The following is a 23,123-nucleotide window of genomic DNA, read 5'->3' on the forward strand; positions in this document are numbered from 1 at the left end:
CTATTCTAGCGTCAGACTTTTAGCAATGCGCGTTAGGGTTTCTGTCGGCACTTTACCCACAGCAACCACTTCGGCATTGCCCACTTTTTCTGAGACTAACGACAAACCATTACGGGTGATTAACTCCTCAGGCAATGGACTTGTACTTGCTCTCGCAACATAAACGGAGATACTCGCTAGCCCATCAGTTAGTGCTATGTATTCCACCGCCTCATGGCTGCCAATCAATCTATGGTGATCACGCACTACCACAGTAAAACCTGCGGGTAACCAAGCAAATTGCCAGTTTTGACCATCTTGGCGCTCGGCTTGATCGATAACTGCTGGCCATTCTTGCTTATAGGCTTCTTGCAAAATGGCTGGCGGCTCGCTGAATTCGATGAGTTCAATCACCATGATCTGCTCAAGCAATTGCTTATCTTGAGTCAGCATGTCGTATCGTAGCGGCAGATAGGTTTCCATATCGAGCCAAATTTGAAAGCCATAACGGAATTCATCATTGGGCAACAGGCGGATCATTTGCCCCGGACGACCAGCAATACGGGTGCGACCACCAAGCACAAACTGATAACCCACTTCTAAATCCGCCATATTGGCAGAAAAAGCGGCAGGCCAAACACCTTGGATATGATTAGAAACAATACTGTATGCAGGCTCGTCGTGCTCAATAAAGGTGACACGATTGCCGACACGCACAGCATTTTTAGGTGGACCGTTAAGGTATTCTAGAAAGGCAACTTCTTGATTATTCACCTTACCGTGCAGGTAAACCAAAGGCCGAATATGATCGGCCTGAAGTTGAATAATCGATGCTTTAAACTCTTTCTCTCGTAAGGCCTGACTCATTTTCTCGAGCCAGACTTTGGCAGGCATATCTTCCTGCGCTATCGCAGGAAAGACCAAGGCTAATAAAGCCAACAGGATTAGACGCAAGCTAACTCCTCGTTATTGATTGACCGGAACGGGTACGACCTCGGTATTGTCCTCTACAACCGCACCGGTATTCAATCGTTGTTGCAACATATGATCTTGAATATAAGTATTAATTCGGCGACGCTGCTCGTTCACCTGATCATTGGTATAACCTTGATTCTGTTGAACTGGACCCGTTTGTAGGCTCACAGGTGATGCGCTACCAATGAGCGGTCTGGTAATCAATACGGGCGAAGGTGACGCGGCATCATCGGCGCTCTGATTGTAATTCTGCACACCGACAATCGCAAACATGGCAACCGTGGCAGCAATGGCATATTGGCCAAATTGCTTAAACAGAGGTACGACGCGGTTTTGCTGCGCATTGGCGGCAATTTGCGGGGTTACAGGTGCAGCAACGTTAGACGCATGATGCTTAGGCGCAACTATCGCTGGCTCAAGCTCAATGGCGGCGGCAATGCTAGCAGAGAGATCTAACACAATATTCTGCGGCAACTCGCCACGCATGGCATCGCCTATCATATGATAGTTATGCCATTTATCATGTGAATGTGTATCAGCAGATAACTCTGCCATGGTCTGCGCATCAGTCTCTCCATCGACTGCGGCAGATACCCATTCTTGACCTAATTTATCCATTTTTCACCTGTCTAAATATAAGGGTTTCTTAAAATAAGAATTTAGGCTTCCAGCAACGGCTGGAGCTTTTTATCGATAGCCTCTCGAGCTCGGAAGATACGCGATCTTACGGTCCCTACGGGGCAATCCATGACTATGGCAATATCTTCGTAACTCATTCCATCAAGTTCACGCAACGAGATGGCCATTCGTAATTCTTCTGGCAGCGTTTCTAAGGTATCGAAAATCACTTTTTTGATTTCTTCCGATAACAATAGCCGTTCTGGGGAGGCGAACTCCTTCAGCGCGTCACTGCCTTCATAATATTCGGCATCTTCTGCATCAACATCATTAGCGGGCGTTCTGCGCCCCTGTGATACGAGATAATTCTTCGCAGTGTTTACTGCGATGCGGTACAACCAAGTATAAAATGCACTTTCACCGCGAAAGTTTGGCAAAGCTCGATAAGCTTTGATAAACGCTTCCTGTGCTACATCGGCAACGTCCGCTTGGTTCCGTACATAACGGGATATCAAGCTAATGACTTTACTTTGATATTTAAGCACTAACAGGTTAAAAGCGTTTTTATCACCTTGTTGTACGCGCTCAACTAATTGTTGATCACTTAATTGTCCACTCATCCGAGCCGACTTCTCCTAAATCTAAAATGCTGATTTCTCAGTCGCTCGAATCATATTCACTTATGTAGACTCGCGTACTTTGAAAAAGTTCTAAAAAATATACAAAAAAAGTAAGGTTAAAAGGAAAGTACCCATAATCCGTGAGTTGGTTTACCATAGTTGGCACTCTTCAGTCACATCATGATACCCGATGAAACAAGTAGTTGAACACCAATCTGACATATTAGTCATAGGTAGCGGTGCCGCAGGTCTGACACTAGCTTTGCATCTTGCTGAAAAAGCAAAAGTAATTCTGCTTTCAAAAGGCCCACTCTCGGAAGGGTCGACTTACTACGCCCAGGGCGGTATCGCCTCCGTCTTCGACGAAAGTGACACTATCGAATCCCATGTAGCAGACACATTAATCGCAGGTGCGGGTTTATGCGACAAAGATGTCGTCACTTTTACTGCTGAAAATGCTAAGAGTGCGATGCAATGGCTTATCGAATGTGGCGTCGCCTTCGATAAAGAAGAAACCACTGACGGTAATGCAAAAGACGCACCTTACCATTTAACCCGTGAAGGCGGCCATAGCCACAGACGTATTCTGCACGCTGCCGATGCCACAGGTAAAGAAGTGCAAACAACGCTGCAAGAGCGCGCACTCGCCCACCCCAACATTCAAGTTTTAGAACGCTATAACGCCATCGACCTCATTACCACCCGTAAGTTAAATCGCCCAGGTAATCGTGTGTTAGGCGCTTATGTGTGGAATCGCAACGAAGAACACGTCGAAACCGTCAAGGCCAAGTTTGTTGCGTTAGCAACAGGCGGTAGCTCTAAGGTTTATCAATATACTTCAAACCCCGATGTTGCTAGCGGCGATGGTATTGCCATGGCATGGCGTGCAGGTTGCCGCGTGGCGAATATGGAGTTCAACCAATTCCATCCGACATGTTTGTACCATGCCGATGCGCGCAACTTCTTACTCACCGAAGCCCTGCGTGGTGAAGGTGCTTATCTGCGTCGTCCAGATGGCAGTCGTTTTATGCCGGACTTTGATGAACGCGCTGAACTCGCCCCCCGTGACATCGTTGCCCGTGCCATCGACTATGAGATGAAACGACTCGGTGCCGATTGCGTGTATCTGGATATCAGCCATAAAGATGCTGACTTTGTGATGAAGCATTTCCCGACCATCTATAGCCGTTGCTTAGAGCTGGGAATTGATATCACTAAAGATGCAATCCCTGTGGTCCCTGCCGCGCACTATACCTGCGGTGGTGTGATGACAGATATGCACGGTCAAACCGATCTCAATGGCCTCTATGCCATTGGTGAAGTGGCCTATACGGGCTTACATGGCGCGAATCGTCTGGCGAGTAACTCGCTACTCGAATGTTTAGTGTTTGCCCGTGCGGCGTCACATGATATAGAGAGCCAGCTGTATAAAATTCAAATGCCGGGACAAATTCCCGCATGGGATGAAAGCAAAGTCTCTAACTCGGACGAAGAAGTGGTCATCGCCCATAACTGGCACGAACTGCGGTTATTCATGTGGGACTACGTTGGGATCGTGCGCTCGGATAAACGTCTGGAACGCGCTCTGCGTCGCTGCCTGATGTTACAGCAAGAAATTCAGGAGTATTACAGTAACTTCAGAGTCAGCAATAACTTGCTCGAATTACGTAACTTAGTGCAAGTGGCCGAGTTGATTATTCGCTGTGCCATGGAGCGTAAAGAAAGCCGTGGTCTGCATTTTAATATCGATCACCCAGAGAAATTAGACGCGCCGCGCCCGACTATATTACTACCAGAAAAGTAACCGATTAAGTTCTTATGTGTTTATAGGCTTAGGTTCTTATTTGGCTTGCTGAAAACAGACTAAATCTCGGTATGAGGTTTAGTCTGTTTTATTTTAGCCCGCAGCAACAGCCGACATAAATGCCGATAGTCAGTATCGTCTAGCATATCCGCCCAAACCATCAAGAGCCGCAACTGAGTATCCACTTCGATATACATCAAGCAAACAAAGGGTGTCACCCAAGTTCGCTTTAATACCTGAAAGTGCTCACCCGCTGACAAACGTCCCTCGCCTTTATCACTAAGCACAAAGTCTAAACGCCAATGCTGCAGTCGCCACAACTGCGATAGCAAGAAGAAACAAACCAGCGCGATAAACAGATATTTAAGCAGGGATAAGGCGAGATTGTCGCTTTGAGGCCAGAGCAGAAATGAGCTAGAACAGACACAAATAAAAACGACCAACGAGAGTCGTTGGTCGAAGGAGGCTTTTACACTGAAACTATGGTGCCGGTCTTCCACGGACTTTCACTACCATGCGCGCAAGCTCAGCATCAGGGCACACTTCATGGCCCATAAACCATGCAAACAATTCGGGATCTTCACATTCCAACAAACGGATAAACACGGTTTTATCTCCATCGGACATTTCTTGATAGAAGTTTTCAACAAAAGGTTGAAACAAAACGTCTAATTCCAGCATCCCACGGCGACATGCCCAGCGAACCCTTGCGATGTTCATTAATTCCAAGGTATTTCTCCCAACACAGATTTGGCATTAGTCTATCAGTTCAGTGACTAAAGTGTCGATTAACCCTTCACATTGGCTCACAAAATTAGCATTGTTGGACTTGCATATCGCGTCCCGCAAAGAGATCGCTGAAATCTGTGTCCAACAAGCGCTTTACCGCAGGATGTTGGATCATACGCTCGGCAAACATCACATGGTATTCCTCTTTCACATCCGTGGTTTCACCGAGCAAATTCATCCCATGGGAAATCACTTCTTGGCGATAAATCGACGGCGTGACAAAAATCCCCCGTTTAAGGTAACCAAAGGCCTTCATCATGGCCGCATCGTCGAACTCACCCAAGATACTGACTTTAAGATTTTGCTCGTCAAACCAGCGATATAACTGCTGTCCAAGTGAGGTTCTGCGGCCGGGGATTAATAGCTGGCCTTGCTCTAAACAGGCGGGGAAATCAGCGCTATAAGTATCTGCGGAGAAAAAACTCACACCACACTCGCCCAACTTTTTAGATAAGATTTCGGGATACTTCAGTGATTCACCAGCACAATCGGAGAGGATCATATCCAGTTTATGCTCACGCAAACGCGCCATCAGGCTTTCGTGGGTCGCCTCATAACAAGCTAAATGCATAGAACTGTCATTGGGGACGACGGATAACAAGACACGGCTAACTAAGGCTTTAGACAAGGCATCAGCAATGCCCACTTCAAAAAGCATGGCATCATCTTTTTGATAGTTAAGTAAATCGAGCATTTCGTAGCTAAGACTAAACATCTTATCGGCGTAGCGAAATACTAACTCACCTAACTCAGTGGCTTCCAGTGTCCGCCCTACTCGCTTGAATAAACTGCCATTCAACCTGTCTTCTAGGGCACGAATTTGCCCCGTTATCGTTTGCGGCGTTAAACAGAGGGCTTCAGCCGCTTTAGCAACCGAGCCCTTTTTCTTAATCATCCAAAAATAATACAGGTGGTTGTAATTCAAGTGCAGCATGCTCATCCGTTGTGAATCGTCCCTCATACGCCCAAGGCGCAGAGGGATTAAAACCTATTGTTATAAATCAGTTTATTGCAAACGCTGGCAATCAAGCAAGTTAGTGACTATGCCTTGTAATTGCTCCAAATCAGTCGCATTACCCAGACTTACCGCTTCAGTGACACCTGACACTAAAACATGACGTTCAGGGATACGTTCAGCGCAATAGGTCCGATTCGCCTCTTGGAAACGTTTACCACCGCGATATTTAAGCGCCCTTGATTCATAACCATTGGTTTCTAATCTCGCCCCTAAGGAATCAGATTTAAACATCAGAGCGCCATCGACTATCCCTTCAAGATAGCTTTGGCAAGTCTTCGAGTTCGCATCCTGATTACAGGCCGATATTTGCGATGCCGTCGCGGTTGTCGATAGACATAAGAGTGTTGCCATTCCAATTAATTTCAACTTTATCATAGTTATACTCCTTTATTAGGTAACACTTTTGATAACCAGAAATACCCGACTAACGCCGCCATAATCGAACCGATTAAGGTTCCTAGGCGTGCTAAGTCACCGTACATAGGGTCTGCATGTTCAAAGGCTAACGACGCAATAAACATAGACATAGTAAAACCAATACCGCACATGGCCGCGACTGGGGCAATTTGCTTCCAACCTACTCCATCGGGTAACTGAGCGAGTTTAAGTTTCACCGCAATATAGCTAAACACCATCACACCAATGGGTTTACCTAACATCAGGCCCAGTGCAATACCGACAGGTACCGGAGAAATTAACGTTTCCAAATTCATATTGCCGACATAAACACCCGCATTGGCGAAAGCGAACACTGGCAGAATGAAGAAGGTGCTCCAAGGGTGCAAACTGTGCTCTAAGCCTTCTGAAGGTGAGCTGCCATCCTTTGCCCGTAATGGAATACAGAAAGCGATGATGACACCAGCCAGAGTCGCATGCACTCCAGACTTAAGTACGGCGACCCAAAGGATTAATCCTAAAATGCCATAGGGCAAAAGTGAGGTGACCCCTTTGCGGTTTAACCCAACCAAGCCCGCAATCGCTAAACTGGCAATCACTAAACTGATGGTTGATAGGTCGGTGCTGTAGAACAGCGCGATAATCACTATGACACCTAAGTCATCAATAATAGCTAAAGCAAGTAAGAAGACTTTCAGTGAAACGGGAACGCGGCTCCCGAGTAACGCCATAATACCTAAAGCAAACGCAATATCCGTCGCGGCAGGAATCGCCCAGCCCGCTTGTGTGACCGGATCGCCATAGTTAAACAGTAAGTACACCCCAGCAGGGACTAACATGCCGCCAATGGCTGCAAAGGTAGGCAGAGAGGCTTGAGCAACACTCGATAAGGCACCTTCGAGTAACTCACGTTTAACTTCTAAACCAATAAGTAAAAAGAATACAGCCATCAGGCCATCGTTGATCCACAGAATTAGCGGCTTATGAATATCGAGCTCGCCAATTTTAACTTGTACGTCAGTGCCTAAAAAGCCTTGATAAAGTCCAGATAAAGGGGAATTGGCCATCAGCATAGCTAAGGCAACAGCAACCAATAATAGGATACCGCCAGCCGATTCTTGGCTCAGAAAATTTCTAATTGCTTTTTCCATCGTGCACTCCTAAAAATCATAATGAATTGAGTGTAGACGAATTGTAACAACAAATATAATCGTAAGTTTCGACCTAACACCTCGGTTATTCCGAGGTATTGGTCGAAAAAATGCACGTTACACGGCGACAGGTGCTTTGATATGAGGATGTGGAGCGTAGTTTGTTAGCTCGAAATCGTCGAATTGATAATCAAAAATTGATTCAGGTCTACGTAAAATCGTCATGGTTGGCAACGGCATTGGCTCACGGCTTAACTGCAATGCCGTTTGTTCCATATGGTTTGAATATAAATGGGTATCACCACCGGTCCACACAAAATCACCTAAGGCCAAGTCACATTGCTGGGCCACCATCATAGTTAACAAAGCATAACTGGCGATGTTAAATGGCAAACCTAGAAACACATCACAGCTGCGCTGATACAGCTGACAAGATAATTTGCCATCAGCCACATAGAACTGGAAAAACGCGTGGCATGGCGCCAAGGCCATTTTATCCAGCTCGCCCACGTTCCAAGCAGAAACGATAAGGCGGCGAGAATCAGGCTGAGATTTTATCTGGGCAATAACTTGTGAAATCTGATCGATAGCATCGCCACTCTGGGTTGGCCAGCTACGCCACTGGGCACCATAAACCGGTCCTAAATCGCCATTGTCATCGGCCCATTCATCCCAAATACTGACCTTGTTTTCGCGTAAATAGGCAACGTTAGTTTCACCCTTGAGGAACCACAGCAATTCGTGGATGATAGAGCGCATGTGGCATTTCTTGGTGCTTACCAAAGGAAAACCTTTGCTCAAATCGAAGCGCATTTGATAGCCAAATACTGAGCGAGTCCCCGTACCTGTGCGATCCGATTTATCCACACCTTCGGCTAAGATGTGCTTCATTAAGTCTAAATACTGTTTCATTGCTGCTTACCTTGCTTACGAAAAATCAAGTACAAACCGATTAACACCATAGGGATAGACAGTATCTGCCCCATGGTCATCAATCCCCAGTAGAGTCCCAACTGTGCATCGGGTTGTCTCACCGTTTCAACCATAATACGGAAAATACCGTAACCGACTAAGAACATACCAGAGACGGCACCGACTTTATCGGTACGTTTACTAAACCAGTAAAGTAATAGGAATAGCGCCACACCTTCAAGTGCAAATTGGTACAACTGAGAAGGATGACGCGGATCGGGTCCTCCTGTTGGAAACACCATACCCCATGGCACGTCTGTGGTTCGGCCCCAGAGTTCACCATTAATAAAGTTACCAATACGCCCTGCGCCTAAACCGATAGGCACCACAGGTGCCACCATATCGGCGACCGCAAAGAAGGTGCGCTTTTGTTTCCAGGCGATATAAATCATCGCCGCAATTACGCCCATCAAACCGCCGTGGAAGGACATGCCGCCTTCGGAGATTTTAAACAAATACATAGGGCTGGCGAGGAAATAATCGAAATGATAAAAAAGCACATAACCGACACGCCCGCCCAATATCACCCCAAGAAAACCATAAAAGAGTAAATCTGAAACTTGCTCCCGCGACCATACTCCCTTTGAGCGGTCGGCTTGACGGTTCAACAACCACATTGCCGCGACAAATCCGACTAAATAGGTAAAACCATACCAACGCAGCGCAGGTTCAAAGGTTTGTCCAAACAGATTAAACGGTCCAAATGATACGATCACGGGATCGATATTGGGGAAACTCAACGCCATAACACATCCATTGGCAGCCTCAAACAGAGGTAAACATAAAAACTAGGTCAGAATTAACTTAAGGCCGACACACAGAAGTAACAGTGCAAATATCTTTTTAAGTACCGATGTTGGCCAAGTGCTCGCCGCTTTTACGCCCACAGGCGCCATCAAGACAGAAGTGATCACTAAACCAAACAAGGCGGGTAAATAGATAAAACCTAAGGTGCCATAGGGTAACTCGGGCGCATTAAAGCCCGCGATGATATAACCTAAACTGCCCGAGAGGGAGATCAACAAACCCGTCGCCGCCGAAAACCCAACGGCGTAACGCATCTGCAGACCAAAGAAGGTTAAAAACGGCACTAACAATACCCCGCCGCCGATGCCCATCAATCCTGCGATCATCGCAACTAACGCGGCCACAACAAATAATATCGGCGCGCTGGGTAGCTCACGATTCGATTCAGCTTTAAAGGGATAAGCCATCTGAATCGACATCAACACCACAAATATCGCAAAGCCCTGCTGCAAAGCGGCGGCAGAAATACGTTCGGCAATAAAACCTGATGTTAATGCCCCAAGAATAATCCCAGGCAACATCGTCTTGAATAAATCCCAAGGAATGTTTCCACGCTTATGGTGCGCTCGCGTCGATGAGATAGAAGTGAGAATAATGGCCGCCAGCGAAGTGGCAATCGCAATATGGGGTAACTGTGCAGAACTAATACCGACCGAGGGCAGAATATAGAGCAGTGCAGGCACTACAATCAAGCCGCCACCGATACCTAATAACCCTGCCATAAAGCCGACAAATGCGCCTAATGCTAAGCAAATAAAAAACACCGACAACAAACTATCCACACGAGTACCTACAGCGTGATAAATTGAGGGCCTTAGCTTAAAGCAAAAGACGACATTAGTTAATTAAGAATTGTTGAGAGACCTTGCTGGTTCAAATATTCTTTAACCAGCTCGCGCACTTGGAAGCCATTTGATAGGCTCAAGGCTTTAGCAAGCAATTGATCCAAATCGGCCCGTGCGACACGGCGCAAGAGATAATTGATCCGCGCTAAACTACCCTGATTCATACTCAATTGATCGTATCCCATGGCCACCAACAAAATGGCGCCCATAGGCTCGCCCGCTAACTCGCCACAAATACTGATATCGAGCTTATGATATCGACAATCTAAGTGAGCCTGATGCAAAGCCCGCAGTATCCCAGGATGATAACTGTCGAATAATGAGCTCACCCGCGGATTGTTACGGTCAACCGCAAGCAAATACTGGGTTAAGTCATTACTGCCAACGGAGACAAAATCCACCCGTTTTGCCACATCATCCAATTGATACAACATCGCCGGCACTTCGAGCATAATGCCGATGCGTGGCATCACTATGTTGCTGTTTACATCGTTCTTAAGTTCAACATAGGCTTGCTGCAGATATTCTAAGGATTGATCGATTTCATCTAAGTTACTGACCATGGGCAGTAAAATACTTAATTGCTTACCATCGCCACCTGCCTGCAACATGGCCCGTAACTGCACCAAAAATAGCTCAGGATGATCCAGCGACAAACGGATCCCGCGCCAACCAAGGAAAGGATTGTCTTCTTTAATTGGGAAATACGGCAGAGGTTTATCACCGCCAACATCCAAAGTGCGCATCACCACAGGTCGACCAGACGCCGCCGACAAGACCTGTTGATACACTTTCACTTGCTCAGATTCACTCGGGAAACGTTGTTGCAGCATAAAAGGGATTTCGGTGCGATACAGCCCAATACCGTCGGCACCTTCGGCAATTTCAGAAGCCACGCCGCTGAGTAATCCCGCATTTAAATACAAACGAATACGTGAGCCATCTAAGGTCACAGAAGGCAGTGCTAATTCTTGAGCATACTGGCGTTGCAGCGCTTTTTGCGCCGAAATTAAGCTGCGATACTCACCAACAATCGCCGGTGATGGCGACACCAATAGCTGGCCACGGCTGGCGTTCACCACTAAGAGTTTTTGATCAATATTGGCGGATAACAGTTGTTCTACACCGGTAATGGCCGGCACACCTAAGGCGCGGGCTAAAATAGCGGCATGGGAGTTTACGCCGCCAAGCTCAGTGACAATCCCCGCAAGTTTCTGCCTTGGGAACTCAGCCAGCATAGTCGCATCGGCTTCGCGGGTAATTAAAATGACAGGTTTATCGGGTTCAAGCTCTAAACGCTCTGGCTCAATCAGCTGGCGCAATACTTTTTGGCCTAAGTCGCGGATATCGCTTGCCCGCTCCTTAAGATAAGGATCTTCCATCGCCAAAAATTGCTGAATATAACGCAAGGACACTCGGCTTACCGCCGATTCAGCAGCCCAACCTAATTGCACCTCGCGGGCATACTCTCCGCCTAAACTGGCGTCATCAAGTAATAGCTGTAATGCATTGAAAATAGAGACGACTTCGTCATCTTGCTCGCGGTCAAACCGCTGAGATAAGGCGCCAATCGCTTCTTTACAACGCACCATAGCCGTCGTTAAGCGGCTGGACTCATAGGCAATATCGTCAGAGCGCACGTCGGGCTGCTCAAGGGGGATTTCTCCACCGAGCACAAAGGCATACGCAATGGCGATACCGTTTGACGCCGACGTACCTTGAAATAGAATTTGTTGATGATGGGAACTGACTTGGGCTTTTTGTTTTAAACCGCGCACCGCCATTGCTAACTGGGCGGCGAGCGTCATCAGGAAAGCTTCTTCACCTTCACTGAATTGGCGCGCACTCGCCTGCTGTACCACTATCACCCCGACCACGGCTTTCTGGTAGATGATAGGTACGGCTAGAAAGGCGCGGTACTCTTCTTCGGCGACTTCAGGGAAAAGTTTGAATCTGGGATGAAGCCTTGCATCCGCTAAGTTAACGGCCTCTTCTCGCTGGGCAGCGAGTCCAACTAAACCTTCGGTCAGCGGCATACGTACCCGACCAACAGCGCTTTTTTCAAGACCGTCGGTTGCAGATAACACCAGTTCTTGCTCTTCTAGGATATAGATGGAGCAACATTGGGTTTCCATCGCCGCTTTAGTCGATGAGACTAAGACTTCTAATGCGGTTTCCAAACTGTGGGCAGATGCCACAGCCTGAGTAATATCCCTAAGCGTATTTAACACTGTTTTCAATCCTCTTTTGAAAATCAGCCCGTTGTTTTTTGTCTTCCCCGTTTCCTAGGTATTTCTAGGGTCTGGAATGACAATGCCGTTACCGCAAACTCTTTCATCACCTTACGATAAACATCACGCTTAAATGACACGACTTGCCGCACAGGATACCAATAACTTACCCAGCGCCAATCGTCAAATTCAGGATGCCCAGAGGAACTCAAATTAATCGCACTATCTTGGCTTTTCAGTTGTAACAGAAACCACTTTTGTTTTTGCCCAATACACACAGGTTTACTGTCTTGCCTGACTAAACGCTTTGGCAAACGATAGCGTAACCAAGAACGGGTCGAGGTTAGGATATGCACGTGTTCGGGTCTTAGGCCTACTTCTTCATATAACTCACGGTACATTGCCTCTTCTGCTGTCTCGCCATCATCGACACCACCTTGAGGAAATTGCCATGAGTGTTGACCGAAGCGTCTGGCCCACATGACTTGGCCATATCTGTTACAAATTATAATGCCCACATTTGCGCGAAAGCCGTCGCTATCAATCACATGGACTCCAAATCACATTAAATTTTAATAAACTGATTGTTTCATAAAGCTAGTCTCTCAGCAAACCTCTATTTCACCCTAGGTCTTGGATAAAATCACACTTAAAAGACATTTATCAACAAAGCTAGGGGATGAAATGCGGGGATATCCACATTTTCTGTGGATATCTCTGTTTGAAACTCAGGTAAACTTGTTATAACGCTCAAAAAACATCTATTTAGCGCCATTTGATTAATTTAGAGTTAAAACTTTATCTAAAGTAAATTCAATAACTTGAATGGTAACCATAATTTATTAATGGCAAAAAAAGCAATAAAGCTCATTATTTAACCAGCTAGAGCTATTTCTATGGTTCTCACGATATTACTCAACTTTATACACAAATAGTGTCCACAACTGTCCACAAAAGCCGGAATAAATGCCCTTTATTCACATTGACTTGGGGTTTTTATTAGGTTAAGGGACGCATTTTACTGAGTTATCCATAATATCTGTGGATAAGTATGTGGGGAACGCAAGGGAAAGCAGAGAGTAACTTTGAACACTTTTTTTCAAAACGGGGGGTAACTTGGATATGAAATTTAAAATCAGATACTTAGAATAAAAACATTCGGTACAAGTTTACTCAAATTGCGGAGTTCATTTTTTAACCGCCATTGCTAAGCGGTTATTTTTAAGTAAAATCCAGCCATGAATCGAATTATTCCCCCCGAAAATCTCCCTGAGCTACTCGAACGCGCCCATATGATGGCTGGCGTGAGTTTGGCGCAAATAGCAGCCCAAAGAGGCTTAAATGTTCCCAAGGATCTTAAGCGGGATAAAGGCTGGGTCGGACAGTTAATCGAAATGGAACTGGGCGCGACGGCAGGCTCTAAACCCGAGCAAGATTTTCTGCACTTAGGTGTTGAGCTTAAAACTATCCCCATCGATTCACAGGGACGTCCATTGGAGACCACTTATGTTTGCGTGGCGCCGCTGTCGAATATCCAAGGGTTAACCTGGCAAAATAGCTTAGTCTACCATAAGTTACAGCGCGTCCTTTGGGTACCCGTTGAAGGTGAGCGGCATATTCCTGTGGGAGAGCGCCGTATTGGCACCCCGATATTGTGGGAGCCTGATCCACAGGAGTTGCAATTACTGCAACAGGATTGGGAAGAGATCATGGAGCTTATCGCCCTAGGCAAAGTCGAAAAACTCACCGCACGCCACGGCGAAGTACTGCAATTACGTCCCAAAGCCGCCAACAGTAAAGCATTAACGCAAAGCATTGCCGAAGATGGCAGCCTCAAAATGACCAACCCTAGGGGCTTTTATTTAAAGACCAGTTTCACCGCCATGATACTTAATAAGGTTTTTGGTTAATATTTAGTGACGATATAGACTTAGATTGATCCAGATCACAAATTTCACTGGCACTAAGGTGACTCTTTTCTATAAACTACGGCATTCTGAAATCACCGCCGTATTCGGATACCCATCACGCAGTGAGAGCACGTAGACAAGCGAAAAAACTCCTTTTTGCGATTTTAGCTTGGGCGATTGCCATGGCTGCATTCGTGTTTTTTCGATATGCCCAATCACCAGAACTGCCCCAATGGGCGGTAGGTTCGGCCGATCTCGCGACACTTGCTATCTATATGGGGATAATTTTTGGCAGCCTGCATTGGATGTCGAACGTTATTGCTGATTTCAGTGCTATCAATCGACTCCCCTATGTGTTTTCTGTCATCTTTAAAGGCTTGTTTTTATTACTGGGGGCGACGACATTAGCTTACATGACCCAGTTTTTGAATATGTGGGCCATCGAAAATCACATGTCGACCCTAAGACAAATGCTGACGGCGCACATTCTCTACAGTCCTTCATTCCAAGCATTGATTGTCTATTTGGTGGTCGTGCGGGTCAGTTTAGCCTTCGTCGAGCAAATGGCGCTGTTAGTCGGTCCACGTATTCTGCTCAACATTGGCCTCGGTAAATACCATAAGCCAAGATACGAACAACGATTATTCCTTTATCTAGACATGGTCGCCTCGACCACACACGCCGAATCACTTGGGGATTACCGTTTTAGCCGCTTGATCCAAGATAGCTTTAGTTTGCTGTCGGATACTGTTACCAACAACGAAGCCGAGATTTATCGCTATATGGGCGATGCCGTGTTGATCCACTGGCCTTTAGAAGAAGGGATAGTCCACGACCGCTGCATGAATATCTATTTTGAATTTAGTCAGCAGCTTAATTGGCAAAGACGTTACTTTGAAGAACACTATGGCTTTGTGCCTAAGTTTAAAGCTGCGGCCCATTGTGGCCAAGTCGTAGCAGCGGTTGTTGGCGTGCAGAAACAGGAGATTAGTTTCTTTAGTGATGTGCTCAATACCCTAGCGAGACTGCAAGATCAGTGTAATCCCTTGGGGCAACGCATGTTGATCTCGGGCGCACTCGCGGGACGTTTAGATAATCCCAACACGCAATATCACCTATCGAATCTAGGCCCAGTCAAACTCAAAGGGAAACAACACTCCATCGAAGTGTTTGGCGTTTCCCCACTCTGATTTCTCATCATATTTAAGCGTTAATTTGCAGTAACACTTTTTGCAGTGACACTTTGTGCTGTTGCAGAAAGCTTATTGTGCTTCTTTGGTTAATAACTTTTGGATCATTAAACCTAAGGTGCGGAAGGTTAAAATCCGGCTGGTCGTTTGACGCCAGACAAGGCCGATATCACGGTAAGGCGCTTCACCTGGCGGCGTCATCACCACCAAATCAGTGTCATTCAAAATACCCGCATCGATTGCCATTTGCGGCAGAAATGTAGTGCCCAGCTTACTATTCACCATCTGCACTAAGGTATGCAAACTGGTGGCGGCAAACGGATTCACTTTCGCGCTATCCCCAAGCTGACAGGCTGTGATGGCATGACCCGTAATGCAATGCTCGCTTTGCAGCAGGAAAATACTCTCGTCTGGCAAGGCTTGGTAATCGATCGGCTGATGGATTTCTCCGGCTAAATCCTTATGGATCACCATTTTGAATGGATCTTTACCCACTTTCATACTGTGATAACCGCTGGTATCCACAGGCAAAGCAAGGATCAATAAATCCAGCTCACCCTTACCTAAGGCATCCAGCAAACGCTCAGTGGTATCTTCTTTCAGTAATAAACTCATCGCTGGATAAGATTGCTGGCATTGACGAATAACACGGCTCAATAGGAAAGGCGCAATCGTAGGAATACACCCTAAACGTATATCGCCTGTCATCGGCTCGCCTTGGTTTTTCACCAATTCAACCAAATCATCCACATCGGTGAGAATTTTACGGGCGCGCTGCACCACTTCTTCACCAATAGCGGTAAACATAAACGACTTATGGTCTCGCTCAATCAACTGATGCCCTAACTGCTCTTCTAAGTTTTGGATCCCACTCGAAAGCGTCGATTGGCTGACAAAACACACCTTAGCCGCGCGGTTAAAATTCTGCTCTTGATGGAGATTCACCAAATAGAATAAGTTTTTTAAGCTAGGTAAACTTTTCATTTTCTCGATTGCCATTAAGGTTATGAATTAAGAAATTAAATCTACTCTAGCATAACTGAAAGCCAATAACGCGGCATTAGATTTCAAGAGTGTGAGCCGAATCGACATTCAACCGATTAGCTGTAAAACTTAAGTGGGAGTAACAAACAAAGAGGAGAAAAGCACTCGCGGGGAAACATAAAAGGCAACAAACTCAGCCGTAAACTAACGCAATATCTAACGCAACAATCTAACGCAATCATTCACTCAATTGGGCGCAACAACAGATGTTATTGCTGCGCCTTAGCGTATCAATATCTTATGCTTTAGCTTGGAGGAACAACTTTAACTGTTGTAGATCCGCACTCGCATGTTCGACGATCTCAGCAACCCAAGCGCCGTGTTCAGCATCCCATCTTGGCTCTTCACCATGTTGTAATAACTGGGCGATTTGCTGAATGCGTTTTAAACCTACCGAACCTGCGGCACCTTTAAATTTATGCGCTTCTGAACATAAGGTATCTCTGTCTGCAGCGTCGTTAGCCTTCACTAGATTTCCTACATATTCAGGCATTAACTGCTCAAATAACACCACACTCTTAAGTAAAGTACCAGCACCAATGGCGCTACAGTACTGTTCGAGAGTATTGAGATCTAGGATTACTTCTAATTCAACTGTGGCCATGAGGCCTCCCTTAAGTGGTCCAATGCTTAAAACGAATTTATCACATGATACCCACTAAAATTGTCTGTGCAACTTATAGCGATATCCATGGTCAAATTCAGATTAAAATTAACAAAAAACAAACTAATAGTCGTAAGTAAACACTTACAAAATAATAGCGACGACATAGCATTTAAGGAGGAAATGTATCCCACTAACTTGCCTCTATCGTTGCGCTAATACGTGCCCTTGTCCACCATAAAGCTGTAAATTATCCACAATTGCCACCAATCCATCCCATCGATAGGCACACCAATCTGGTGCTAATAGCATAGGTTTTTTCGCATAAGCGGTGACGCGGTGGAAAATCACTTCCGCGGGTGTATGGCGGATCATCTCGCCAACATTGCGAGCATAATCTTCAAGACTCAGTAAAGGTAAGCGCCCACTTCGCCACGCCTTTGCCATAGTGCTGCCTTCGACGACATGCAAAGGATGCAGCTTCAAGCCATCAACGCCCTGCTGCAATACCGCCGCTAAGGTCGCCATATAATCGCTATGGGTTTCATCGGGTAAGCCAAGAATAAGATGAGTGCACACCTTAAGACCGCGAGCTCTCGCCCTCGACACTGTGTCACAATAACAGGCGAAATCATGGCCGCGATTGATCTTGCGCAGCGTTTCATCTTTAGCGGTTTGCAACCCAAGTTCTAACCACACATCAACACCGTTTGCCTGATAACTTGCCAGTAAATCCAGTACATTATCTGGCACACAATCGGGGCGAGTTCCTACACACAGACCCACTATCTCGCCATCTTTAACGGCTTCATCGTACTTAGCCATTAACACCTGATACTCATCATAAGTGCTAGTGTAAGCCTGAAAATATGCTATAAATTTATCGGCTTGCGCCTGAGGTTTCGCCTCACGATAACGACTCTTACCCTGTTCGAGCTGCTCGGTAATACTCAGCACATCAGCAGTTTGGTGGCTAAATGAGGCCACATTGCAGAAAGTACAACCTCCACGCCCCAAGGTGCCATCACGGTTGGGGCAAGTAAACTTGGCATCTATGGTGAGTTTTCGTAGTCGCGTACCATATCGCGCCTTGCAAACGGCACCAAAGGTGTTCACATATGCATCAAGCCCCATCAGAGCACCCACCAAATTTCATATCGCTTCATTAAGAATAACCAAGATAAAATCACAAATAGAAAAGAAAATACGTGAACAAATAGAAGAAAAAGCTTAGTGTAAACGAGGTAGCGAGAGGTTTCTTGGCGCTACATCAAATTCCCGCCTGACCCATACCCTTATTGTCAGAAATGTGCGCATCCTCAAATTAACGCGCTTACCATTGAGATATCGCTCACATCAAAATGAATAATAATTCAACAATTTTAATTTTTTATTTATTTACTGTGTTTGCAATAAAAATCACTATTTCTAAATCAAAAACAATCCCGCCAACATGTTATATTTTAGTAAACCCATAGTTTCCTCATTTTTAAAATTCTTTTTATTCATAATGTTATACAGCACTTTTTACTGTTGACGTTAACGTAAAGCAATTATGATTTGTGTATGAATCATGAATTAATACCCATGTTTTATGCAAATTTTTGGTTTGACCTTTATTGAATCTCAGGCTAATTTGGGTGGTTCGGGTGCATATCTATAGAAAGTCTTTACATTTTCTCCCCGAGTAGTAATCAGTTGAGGTCTAGGGAGGTTTTTGTATGAGCTTATATCATCCCAGTTTTGAGCGGGACAATTGTGGTTTTGGGTTGATAGCACAGATGGATGGCGAAGCCAGCCACCGTATAGTGCGCACGGCAATCCATGGTCTAGATCGCATGAAGCACCGCGGTGGCATTGCCTCCGACGGTCGCACTGGCGACGGCTGCGGTTTATTAATGCAATTGCCAGTGCAATTTTTTGAAGCGATTGCCGCGGAAAATGATTGGCATTTGAGCCGTAAATTTGCCGTAGGTATGCTGTTTTTAAGTCAAGATGATGAATTGGCCGAACAAGCTAAGTTTATTCTTGAGCGCGAACTCGAGCGTGAAACCTTAAGTATTGCAGGCTGGCGCAAAGTGCCGGTCAATCCAGATGTGTTAGGTGAAATCGGCAAGGCTAGCCTGCCACAAATCTACCAAGTGCTGATCAACGCCCCTATTGGCTGGCGTGAAAAAGACTTGGAACGCCGCCTTTATATGGCGCGTCGCCGCTTAGAGCAGCAAATCACCGACGACAAAGACTTCTATGTGGCGAGTTTGTCTGGCCAAGTTATCGTCTATAAAGGCTTGATGATGCCTGTAGACTTGCCCGCGTTTTATCCCGATCTCGCGGACATTCGCTTAAAAAGCTCTATCTGCCTATTCCATCAACGTTTCTCAACGAATACTTCTCCTAAATGGCCATTAGCTCAGCCGTTTAGATATTTAGCCCATAACGGCGAAATCAATACGATTACGGGTAACCGTCAATGGGCTCGCGCCCGTGCCTATAAGTTTAATTCACCACTACTGCCAGATTTGCAGCAGGCCGCTCCCTTTGTGAATGAAACAGGCTCAGATTCTTCTTCCTTAGATAATATGCTGGAAATGCTGTTATCCGGTGGCATGGACTTATACCGTGCCATGCGTCTATTGATCCCGCCTGCTTGGCAAAGTAATCCAGAAATGGATGACGAACTAAAAGCCTTCTACGACTTTAACTCCATGCACATGGAGCCTTGGGATGGTCCGGCAGGTATTGTGATGACCAACGGTCGCCATGCCGCCTGCGCCGTTGACCGTAATGGTCTACGTCCATCGCGTTATGTGATCACAAAAGATCGTATTTTGACCTTGGCCTCCGAAGTCGGTATTTGGGATTACGCCGCCGATGAAGTGATTGAAAAAGGCCGAGTTGGGCCCGGTGAGCTGCTGGTACTCGATACCTTGAACGGCCGCCTGTACCAATCCTTTGAAATTGATAACGACTTGAAACGTCGCCACCCTTATAAAGAGTGGATGGCGAAAAACAGCCGTACTTTAACGCCAGCGGAAGATTTAGCCTCTGAACAACATGGTGCCAGTGAATTAAGCCCTGAGCTTTTGCTGCAATACCAAAAACAATTTGGCTATACCCGTGAAGAATTAGAGCAAGTCATTTGGGTACTGGCAAAACAAGGCGAAGAAGCCACAGGTTCTATGGGTGATGATACGCCTATGGCGGTATTGTCGAAAAAGTCACGTTCACTGTATGACTATTTTAGGCAAAAATTCGCTCAAGTGACTAACCCACCCATAGACCCATTACGTGAAAAACACGTTATGTCGTTGACCACTTGTATTGGCCGTGAGCAGAACCTCTTCAATGAAACGACTGGGCATGCTTACCGGGTGATGTTCAATTCACCTATTTTATTATTCAGTGATTTTAACCAGTTACTGGGATTAGATAGCACTTACTATCGCGCCAATATTGTCGATTTAAATTACGAACCACAGGAAGGCTTAGAAAGTGCCATTCGCCGTATCACAGCCGAAGCCGAGCGTTTAGCCCGCAGCGGCACGACTTTGTTGATCCTTTCGGATAGAGCCATAGGGAAAACGGCGCAAGTGATCCCAGCGGCCATGGCGGTTGGTTCTGTGCAACAAATGCTGGTGAATAAGAGTCTGCGCTGCGACACCAACATCATAGTTGAAACCGCATCGGCGCGAGATCCGCATCACTTTGCCGTATTGCTTGGCTTTGGTGCCACCGCGATTTATCCGTACTTAGTGTATGAGTCAATTTCTGAACTGGCGAAACGTCACCAGTTAACCGACACCACAGCACTGATGCTGAACTTCCGTTACGGCATCGAAAAAGGCCTGCGTAAGATCATGTCCAAAATGGGCATCAGCACTGTCGGTTCCTATCGTTGCAGTCAGCAATTTGAAGCCATAGGCATTGCCAGCGATGTGATTGAACTGTGCTTTAAAGGCGTGATCAGCCGTATCGAAGGCGTCAGTTTTGCTGAAATCGCCCAAGACCAAGCGATTCTGCACAAAGCGGCCTACCGCGCCCATGTGCCATTGCCGCAAGGTGGCCTGCTGAAATACGTTGAAGGGGGTGAGTATCACTGCTTCAACCCTGATGTTGTAAACACTTTACAAGCGTCATTGATTGACAAAAACTTCGCAACCTATAAAAAGTTTGCCGACCTCGTCGACAATCGTCCAATAGCCACGCTACGTGACTTAATTGGTATCAAGGGTGCACAAGCATCGATTGATGTCGCTAATGTCGAAGGCGCAGCGGGCTTATATCAACGCTTTGACAGCGCAGCCATGAGTATCGGCGCCTTGAGCCCCGAAGCCCATGAAGCGCTGGCTATTGCAATGAACCGCTTAGGCGGCCGCTCGAACTCAGGTGAAGGTGGTGAGGATGCTCGCCGCTTTAATACTGAACGCAACTCTGCGATTAAACAGATTGCCTCGGCGCGCTTTGGCGTTACGGCGCACTACTTAGTCAACGCTGATGTGTTGCAGATTAAAGTCGCCCAAGGGGCAAAACCCGGTGAAGGTGGCCAGTTACCCGGCCATAAAGTCAGCGTTGAAATCGCCGGACTGCGTCATGCGCGCCCAGGTGTAACCTTGATTTCACCGCCGCCGCACCACGATATTTACTCTATCGAAGATTTAGCCCAGCTGATTTTCGACTTGAAGCAAATCAACACTAAAGCACTGATTTCAGTCAAACTTGTGTCTGAACCCGGCGTGGGCACGATCGCCACCGGCGTAGCGAAAGCCTATGCGGATATGATCACGATTTCAGGGTATGACGGCGGCACAGGCGCCAGCCCAATCACCTCAGTAAAGTACGCGGGGAGTCCGTGGGAGCTAGGTTTAGCCGAAGTGCATCAATCGCTCGTAGAAAACGGTCTACGCCATAAAATTCGCCTGCAAGTCGATGGCGGCTTAAAAACCGGTACAGATGTGATTAAAGCCGCGTTGTTAGGCGCAGAAAGCTTTGGATTTGGCACTGTGCCTATGATCGCCCTAGGTTGTAAATACCTGCGTATTTGCCACTTGAACAACTGCGCGACTGGCGTAGCGACGCAAGATAAAAACCTGCGTGACAACCATTACCATGGTCTGCCAGAGCGAGTGATGACTTACTTTGAGTTTGTCGCCGAAGAAGTCCGTGAATGGATGGCGACCTTAGGGGTGAGTAAGTTTGAAGACTTAGTCGGTCGCAGCGAATGGTTATATGCCCTCGAAGGCCAAACTGCTAAGCAACAAGGCTTAGATCTGTCACCGATTTTGTATCAACCCAAAGTGCCTGCAACCTCGTCACGCACTTGGCAAGAAACTAATCCACCAGCGGATTTAGGGTTGCTTAACCAACATTTATTAAACGAGTGCCAAAGCGTCGTCGATAAGGGCGAGTGTTTCGATGCCGCTTACAGCATCAACAACACAGACCGCTCCGTTGGCGCGACCTTGTCAGGCTATATTGCGAGCACGCTCGGCGTGAAAGGCACCAAAGCGCCGGTCAAACTGAGCTTTAACGGCAGTGCCGGCCAAAGCTTTGGCGTGTGGAACAGCCCAGGCCTTGAGTTAAAACTCTGCGGCGATGCCAACGACTATGTCGGTAAAGGCATGTCTGGCGGCCAAATAGTGATTTATCCGCCTATTGGCAGCCCGTTCCAAAGTGAGCGCAGCGCCATTGTCGGTAACACTTGCCTTTACGGCGCGACAGGCGGCAAGTTCTTCGCCGCGGGTCAAGCGGGCGAGCGTTTTGCGGTCCGTAACTCAGGGGCGATTGCTGTGGTCGAAGGACTCGGTGATAACGGCTGTGAATACATGACCAGCGGCATAGTGGTTGTCCTTGGTAAAACAGGGGTGAACTTCGGCGCAGGTATGACAGGTGGTTTTGCCTATGTATTCGATCAATTCGGCCGCTTCAATCGCCGTGTGAACACTGAGCTTGTCGATACGCAAAAACTCGAATCCCCCATTCATCAACAACATTTGAAAGGTCTGATTGAAGCCCACGTGGCCGAAACGGGCAGCGAACATGCCAAGATGATCTTAAGTGATTTTGGTAACTGGTTAGATTGCTTCGTATTAGTGAAACCTAAAAATATTGCCGTGGCCGATCTGCTCAAGTTAGAGAAATCGAGCCCAGAATTAGTTGTAAAAGCGGGGTAA

At 46.6% G+C, this 23,123-nt stretch carries 20 protein-coding genes; 4 read left to right on the forward strand and 16 right to left on the reverse strand.

The genetic code is table 11. The features are described 5' to 3' along the window. Genes Q4Q49_RS02790 through rpoE form a run of 3 tightly spaced genes read right to left on the reverse strand, consistent with a single transcriptional unit; the run spans position 1 to position 2,192 of the window. Positions 1–933, reverse strand: a complete 933-nt coding sequence (locus Q4Q49_RS02790) for a MucB/RseB C-terminal domain-containing protein (RefSeq protein ID WP_311998586.1) — start codon at positions 931–933, stop codon at positions 1–3. 12 nt (positions 934–945) lie between these two features. Further along, complete coding sequence (locus tag Q4Q49_RS02795; RefSeq protein WP_011846166.1) at positions 946–1,572, reverse strand: sigma-E factor negative regulatory protein; 627 nt, start codon at positions 1,570–1,572, stop codon at positions 946–948. Positions 1,573–1,613: 41 nt separating this feature from the next. Further along, on the reverse strand, positions 1,614–2,192 hold the full coding sequence (gene rpoE / locus Q4Q49_RS02800) for an RNA polymerase sigma factor RpoE (protein ID WP_006080773.1): 579 nt from the start codon (positions 2,190–2,192) through the stop codon (positions 1,614–1,616). 190 nt (positions 2,193–2,382) lie between these two features. On the opposite strand from rpoE, the gene nadB reads away from it, so the two are divergent. Then, a complete protein-coding gene (gene nadB / locus Q4Q49_RS02805; protein WP_006080772.1) occupies positions 2,383–3,996 on the forward strand; it encodes an L-aspartate oxidase in 1,614 nt (537 codons plus the stop codon). A 59-nt stretch (positions 3,997–4,055) separates the two neighbouring features. On the opposite strand, the gene Q4Q49_RS02810 is transcribed toward nadB, so the two are convergent. From Q4Q49_RS02810 to rppH, 10 genes are all read right to left on the reverse strand, one after another. Then, positions 4,056–4,496, reverse strand: a complete 441-nt coding sequence (locus Q4Q49_RS02810; RefSeq protein WP_261271899.1) for a protein YgfX — start codon at positions 4,494–4,496, stop codon at positions 4,056–4,058. Next, positions 4,477–4,725, reverse strand: coding sequence for a succinate dehydrogenase assembly factor 2 (locus Q4Q49_RS02815; RefSeq protein ID WP_259527069.1), 249 nt, complete (start codon positions 4,723–4,725; stop codon positions 4,477–4,479). The genes Q4Q49_RS02810 and Q4Q49_RS02815 overlap by 20 nt, the downstream gene beginning before the upstream one ends. Positions 4,726–4,810: 85 nt before the next feature. Beyond that, positions 4,811–5,719: a transcriptional activator NhaR gene (nhaR, locus tag Q4Q49_RS02820; RefSeq protein ID WP_006085064.1), complete on the reverse strand. Its 909-nt coding sequence runs from the start codon at positions 5,717–5,719 to the stop codon at positions 4,811–4,813. A gap of 72 nt (positions 5,720–5,791) precedes the next feature. Then, positions 5,792–6,178 (reverse strand): hypothetical protein, encoded by a 387-nt coding sequence (locus tag Q4Q49_RS02825; protein ID WP_311998588.1) that lies wholly within the window; start codon positions 6,176–6,178, stop codon positions 5,792–5,794. A gap of 2 nt (positions 6,179–6,180) precedes the next feature. After that, the gene (gene nhaA / locus Q4Q49_RS02830; protein ID WP_006080767.1) at positions 6,181–7,350 is read right to left on the reverse strand and encodes a Na+/H+ antiporter NhaA; all 1,170 of its coding nucleotides are present in this window, start codon (positions 7,348–7,350) and stop codon (positions 6,181–6,183) included. 117 nt (positions 7,351–7,467) lie between these two features. Continuing rightward, complete coding sequence (gene thyA / locus Q4Q49_RS02835; RefSeq protein WP_006085062.1) at positions 7,468–8,262, reverse strand: thymidylate synthase; 795 nt, start codon at positions 8,260–8,262, stop codon at positions 7,468–7,470. Beyond that, positions 8,259–9,068, reverse strand: coding sequence for a prolipoprotein diacylglyceryl transferase (lgt, locus tag Q4Q49_RS02840; RefSeq protein ID WP_107402369.1), 810 nt, complete (start codon positions 9,066–9,068; stop codon positions 8,259–8,261). The genes thyA and lgt overlap by 4 nt, the downstream gene beginning before the upstream one ends. 42 nt (positions 9,069–9,110) lie before the next feature. Further along, positions 9,111–9,911, reverse strand: coding sequence for a sulfite exporter TauE/SafE family protein (locus Q4Q49_RS02845; RefSeq protein WP_006080764.1), 801 nt, complete (start codon positions 9,909–9,911; stop codon positions 9,111–9,113). 59 nt (positions 9,912–9,970) lie between these two features. Beyond that, entirely contained in the window at positions 9,971–12,205 is a 2,235-nt protein-coding gene (gene ptsP / locus Q4Q49_RS02850; RefSeq protein ID WP_012088598.1) for a phosphoenolpyruvate--protein phosphotransferase, read from the reverse strand. 23 nt (positions 12,206–12,228) lie between these two features. Beyond that, positions 12,229–12,753: an RNA pyrophosphohydrolase gene (rppH, locus tag Q4Q49_RS02855; protein ID WP_006080762.1), complete on the reverse strand. Its 525-nt coding sequence runs from the start codon at positions 12,751–12,753 to the stop codon at positions 12,229–12,231. A 690-nt stretch (positions 12,754–13,443) separates the two neighbouring features. Here rppH and mutH point away from each other — a divergent pair. Further along, a complete protein-coding gene (gene mutH / locus Q4Q49_RS02860) occupies positions 13,444–14,115 on the forward strand; it encodes a DNA mismatch repair endonuclease MutH (protein ID WP_311998589.1) in 672 nt (223 codons plus the stop codon). A 122-nt stretch (positions 14,116–14,237) separates the two neighbouring features. Continuing rightward, positions 14,238–15,305 carry an adenylate/guanylate cyclase domain-containing protein gene (locus Q4Q49_RS02865; protein WP_006080760.1) on the forward strand — a complete coding sequence of 356 codons (1,068 nt, stop codon included), beginning with the start codon at positions 14,238–14,240 and terminating at the stop codon, positions 15,303–15,305. A gap of 72 nt (positions 15,306–15,377) precedes the next feature. On the opposite strand, the gene oxyR is transcribed toward Q4Q49_RS02865, so the two are convergent. From oxyR to Q4Q49_RS02880, 3 genes are all read right to left on the reverse strand, one after another. Further along, positions 15,378–16,289, reverse strand: a complete 912-nt coding sequence (gene oxyR / locus Q4Q49_RS02870; RefSeq protein ID WP_086010628.1) for a hydrogen peroxide-inducible genes transcriptional activator OxyR — start codon at positions 16,287–16,289, stop codon at positions 15,378–15,380. Positions 16,290–16,587: 298 nt separating this feature from the next. After that, a complete protein-coding gene (locus Q4Q49_RS02875) occupies positions 16,588–16,953 on the reverse strand; it encodes an Hpt domain-containing protein (protein WP_006080758.1) in 366 nt (121 codons plus the stop codon). Between the two features lie 204 nt (positions 16,954–17,157). After that, positions 17,158–18,087 carry a TIGR01212 family radical SAM protein gene (locus Q4Q49_RS02880; RefSeq protein ID WP_311998590.1) on the reverse strand — a complete coding sequence of 310 codons (930 nt, stop codon included), beginning with the start codon at positions 18,085–18,087 and terminating at the stop codon, positions 17,158–17,160. Between the two features lie 587 nt (positions 18,088–18,674). Between Q4Q49_RS02880 and gltB the strand changes: the two genes are divergently transcribed. Then, entirely contained in the window at positions 18,675–23,123 is a 4,449-nt protein-coding gene (gltB, locus tag Q4Q49_RS02885; protein ID WP_311998591.1) for a glutamate synthase large subunit, read from the forward strand.

Source organism: Shewanella sp. SP1S1-7 (assembly GCF_031932105.1).
Classification (GTDB): domain Bacteria; phylum Pseudomonadota; class Gammaproteobacteria; order Enterobacterales; family Shewanellaceae; genus Shewanella; species Shewanella baltica.

Coding starts and splice junctions, on each gene's coding strand:
- oxyR (WP_086010628.1), bottom strand. CDS start 16,289: ATGAAAAGTTTACCTAGCTTAAAAAACTTATTCTATTTGGTGAATCTC.
- nadB (WP_006080772.1), top strand. CDS start 2,383: ATGAAACAAGTAGTTGAACACCAATCTGACATATTAGTCATAGGTAGC.
- Q4Q49_RS02795 (WP_011846166.1), bottom strand. CDS start 1,572: ATGGATAAATTAGGTCAAGAATGGGTATCTGCCGCAGTCGATGGAGAG.
- Q4Q49_RS02880 (WP_311998590.1), bottom strand. CDS start 18,087: ATGGGGCTTGATGCATATGTGAACACCTTTGGTGCCGTTTGCAAGGCG.
- nhaA (WP_006080767.1), bottom strand. CDS start 7,350: ATGGAAAAAGCAATTAGAAATTTTCTGAGCCAAGAATCGGCTGGCGGT.
- Q4Q49_RS02875 (WP_006080758.1), bottom strand. CDS start 16,953: ATGGCCACAGTTGAATTAGAAGTAATCCTAGATCTCAATACTCTCGAA.
- nhaR (WP_006085064.1), bottom strand. CDS start 5,719: ATGCTGCACTTGAATTACAACCACCTGTATTATTTTTGGATGATTAAG.
- rpoE (WP_006080773.1), bottom strand. CDS start 2,192: ATGAGTGGACAATTAAGTGATCAACAATTAGTTGAGCGCGTACAACAA.
- gltB (WP_311998591.1), top strand. CDS start 18,675: ATGAGCTTATATCATCCCAGTTTTGAGCGGGACAATTGTGGTTTTGGG.
- mutH (WP_311998589.1), top strand. CDS start 13,444: ATGAATCGAATTATTCCCCCCGAAAATCTCCCTGAGCTACTCGAACGC.
- lgt (WP_107402369.1), bottom strand. CDS start 9,068: ATGGCGTTGAGTTTCCCCAATATCGATCCCGTGATCGTATCATTTGGA.
- Q4Q49_RS02825 (WP_311998588.1), bottom strand. CDS start 6,178: ATGATAAAGTTGAAATTAATTGGAATGGCAACACTCTTATGTCTATCG.
- thyA (WP_006085062.1), bottom strand. CDS start 8,262: ATGAAACAGTATTTAGACTTAATGAAGCACATCTTAGCCGAAGGTGTG.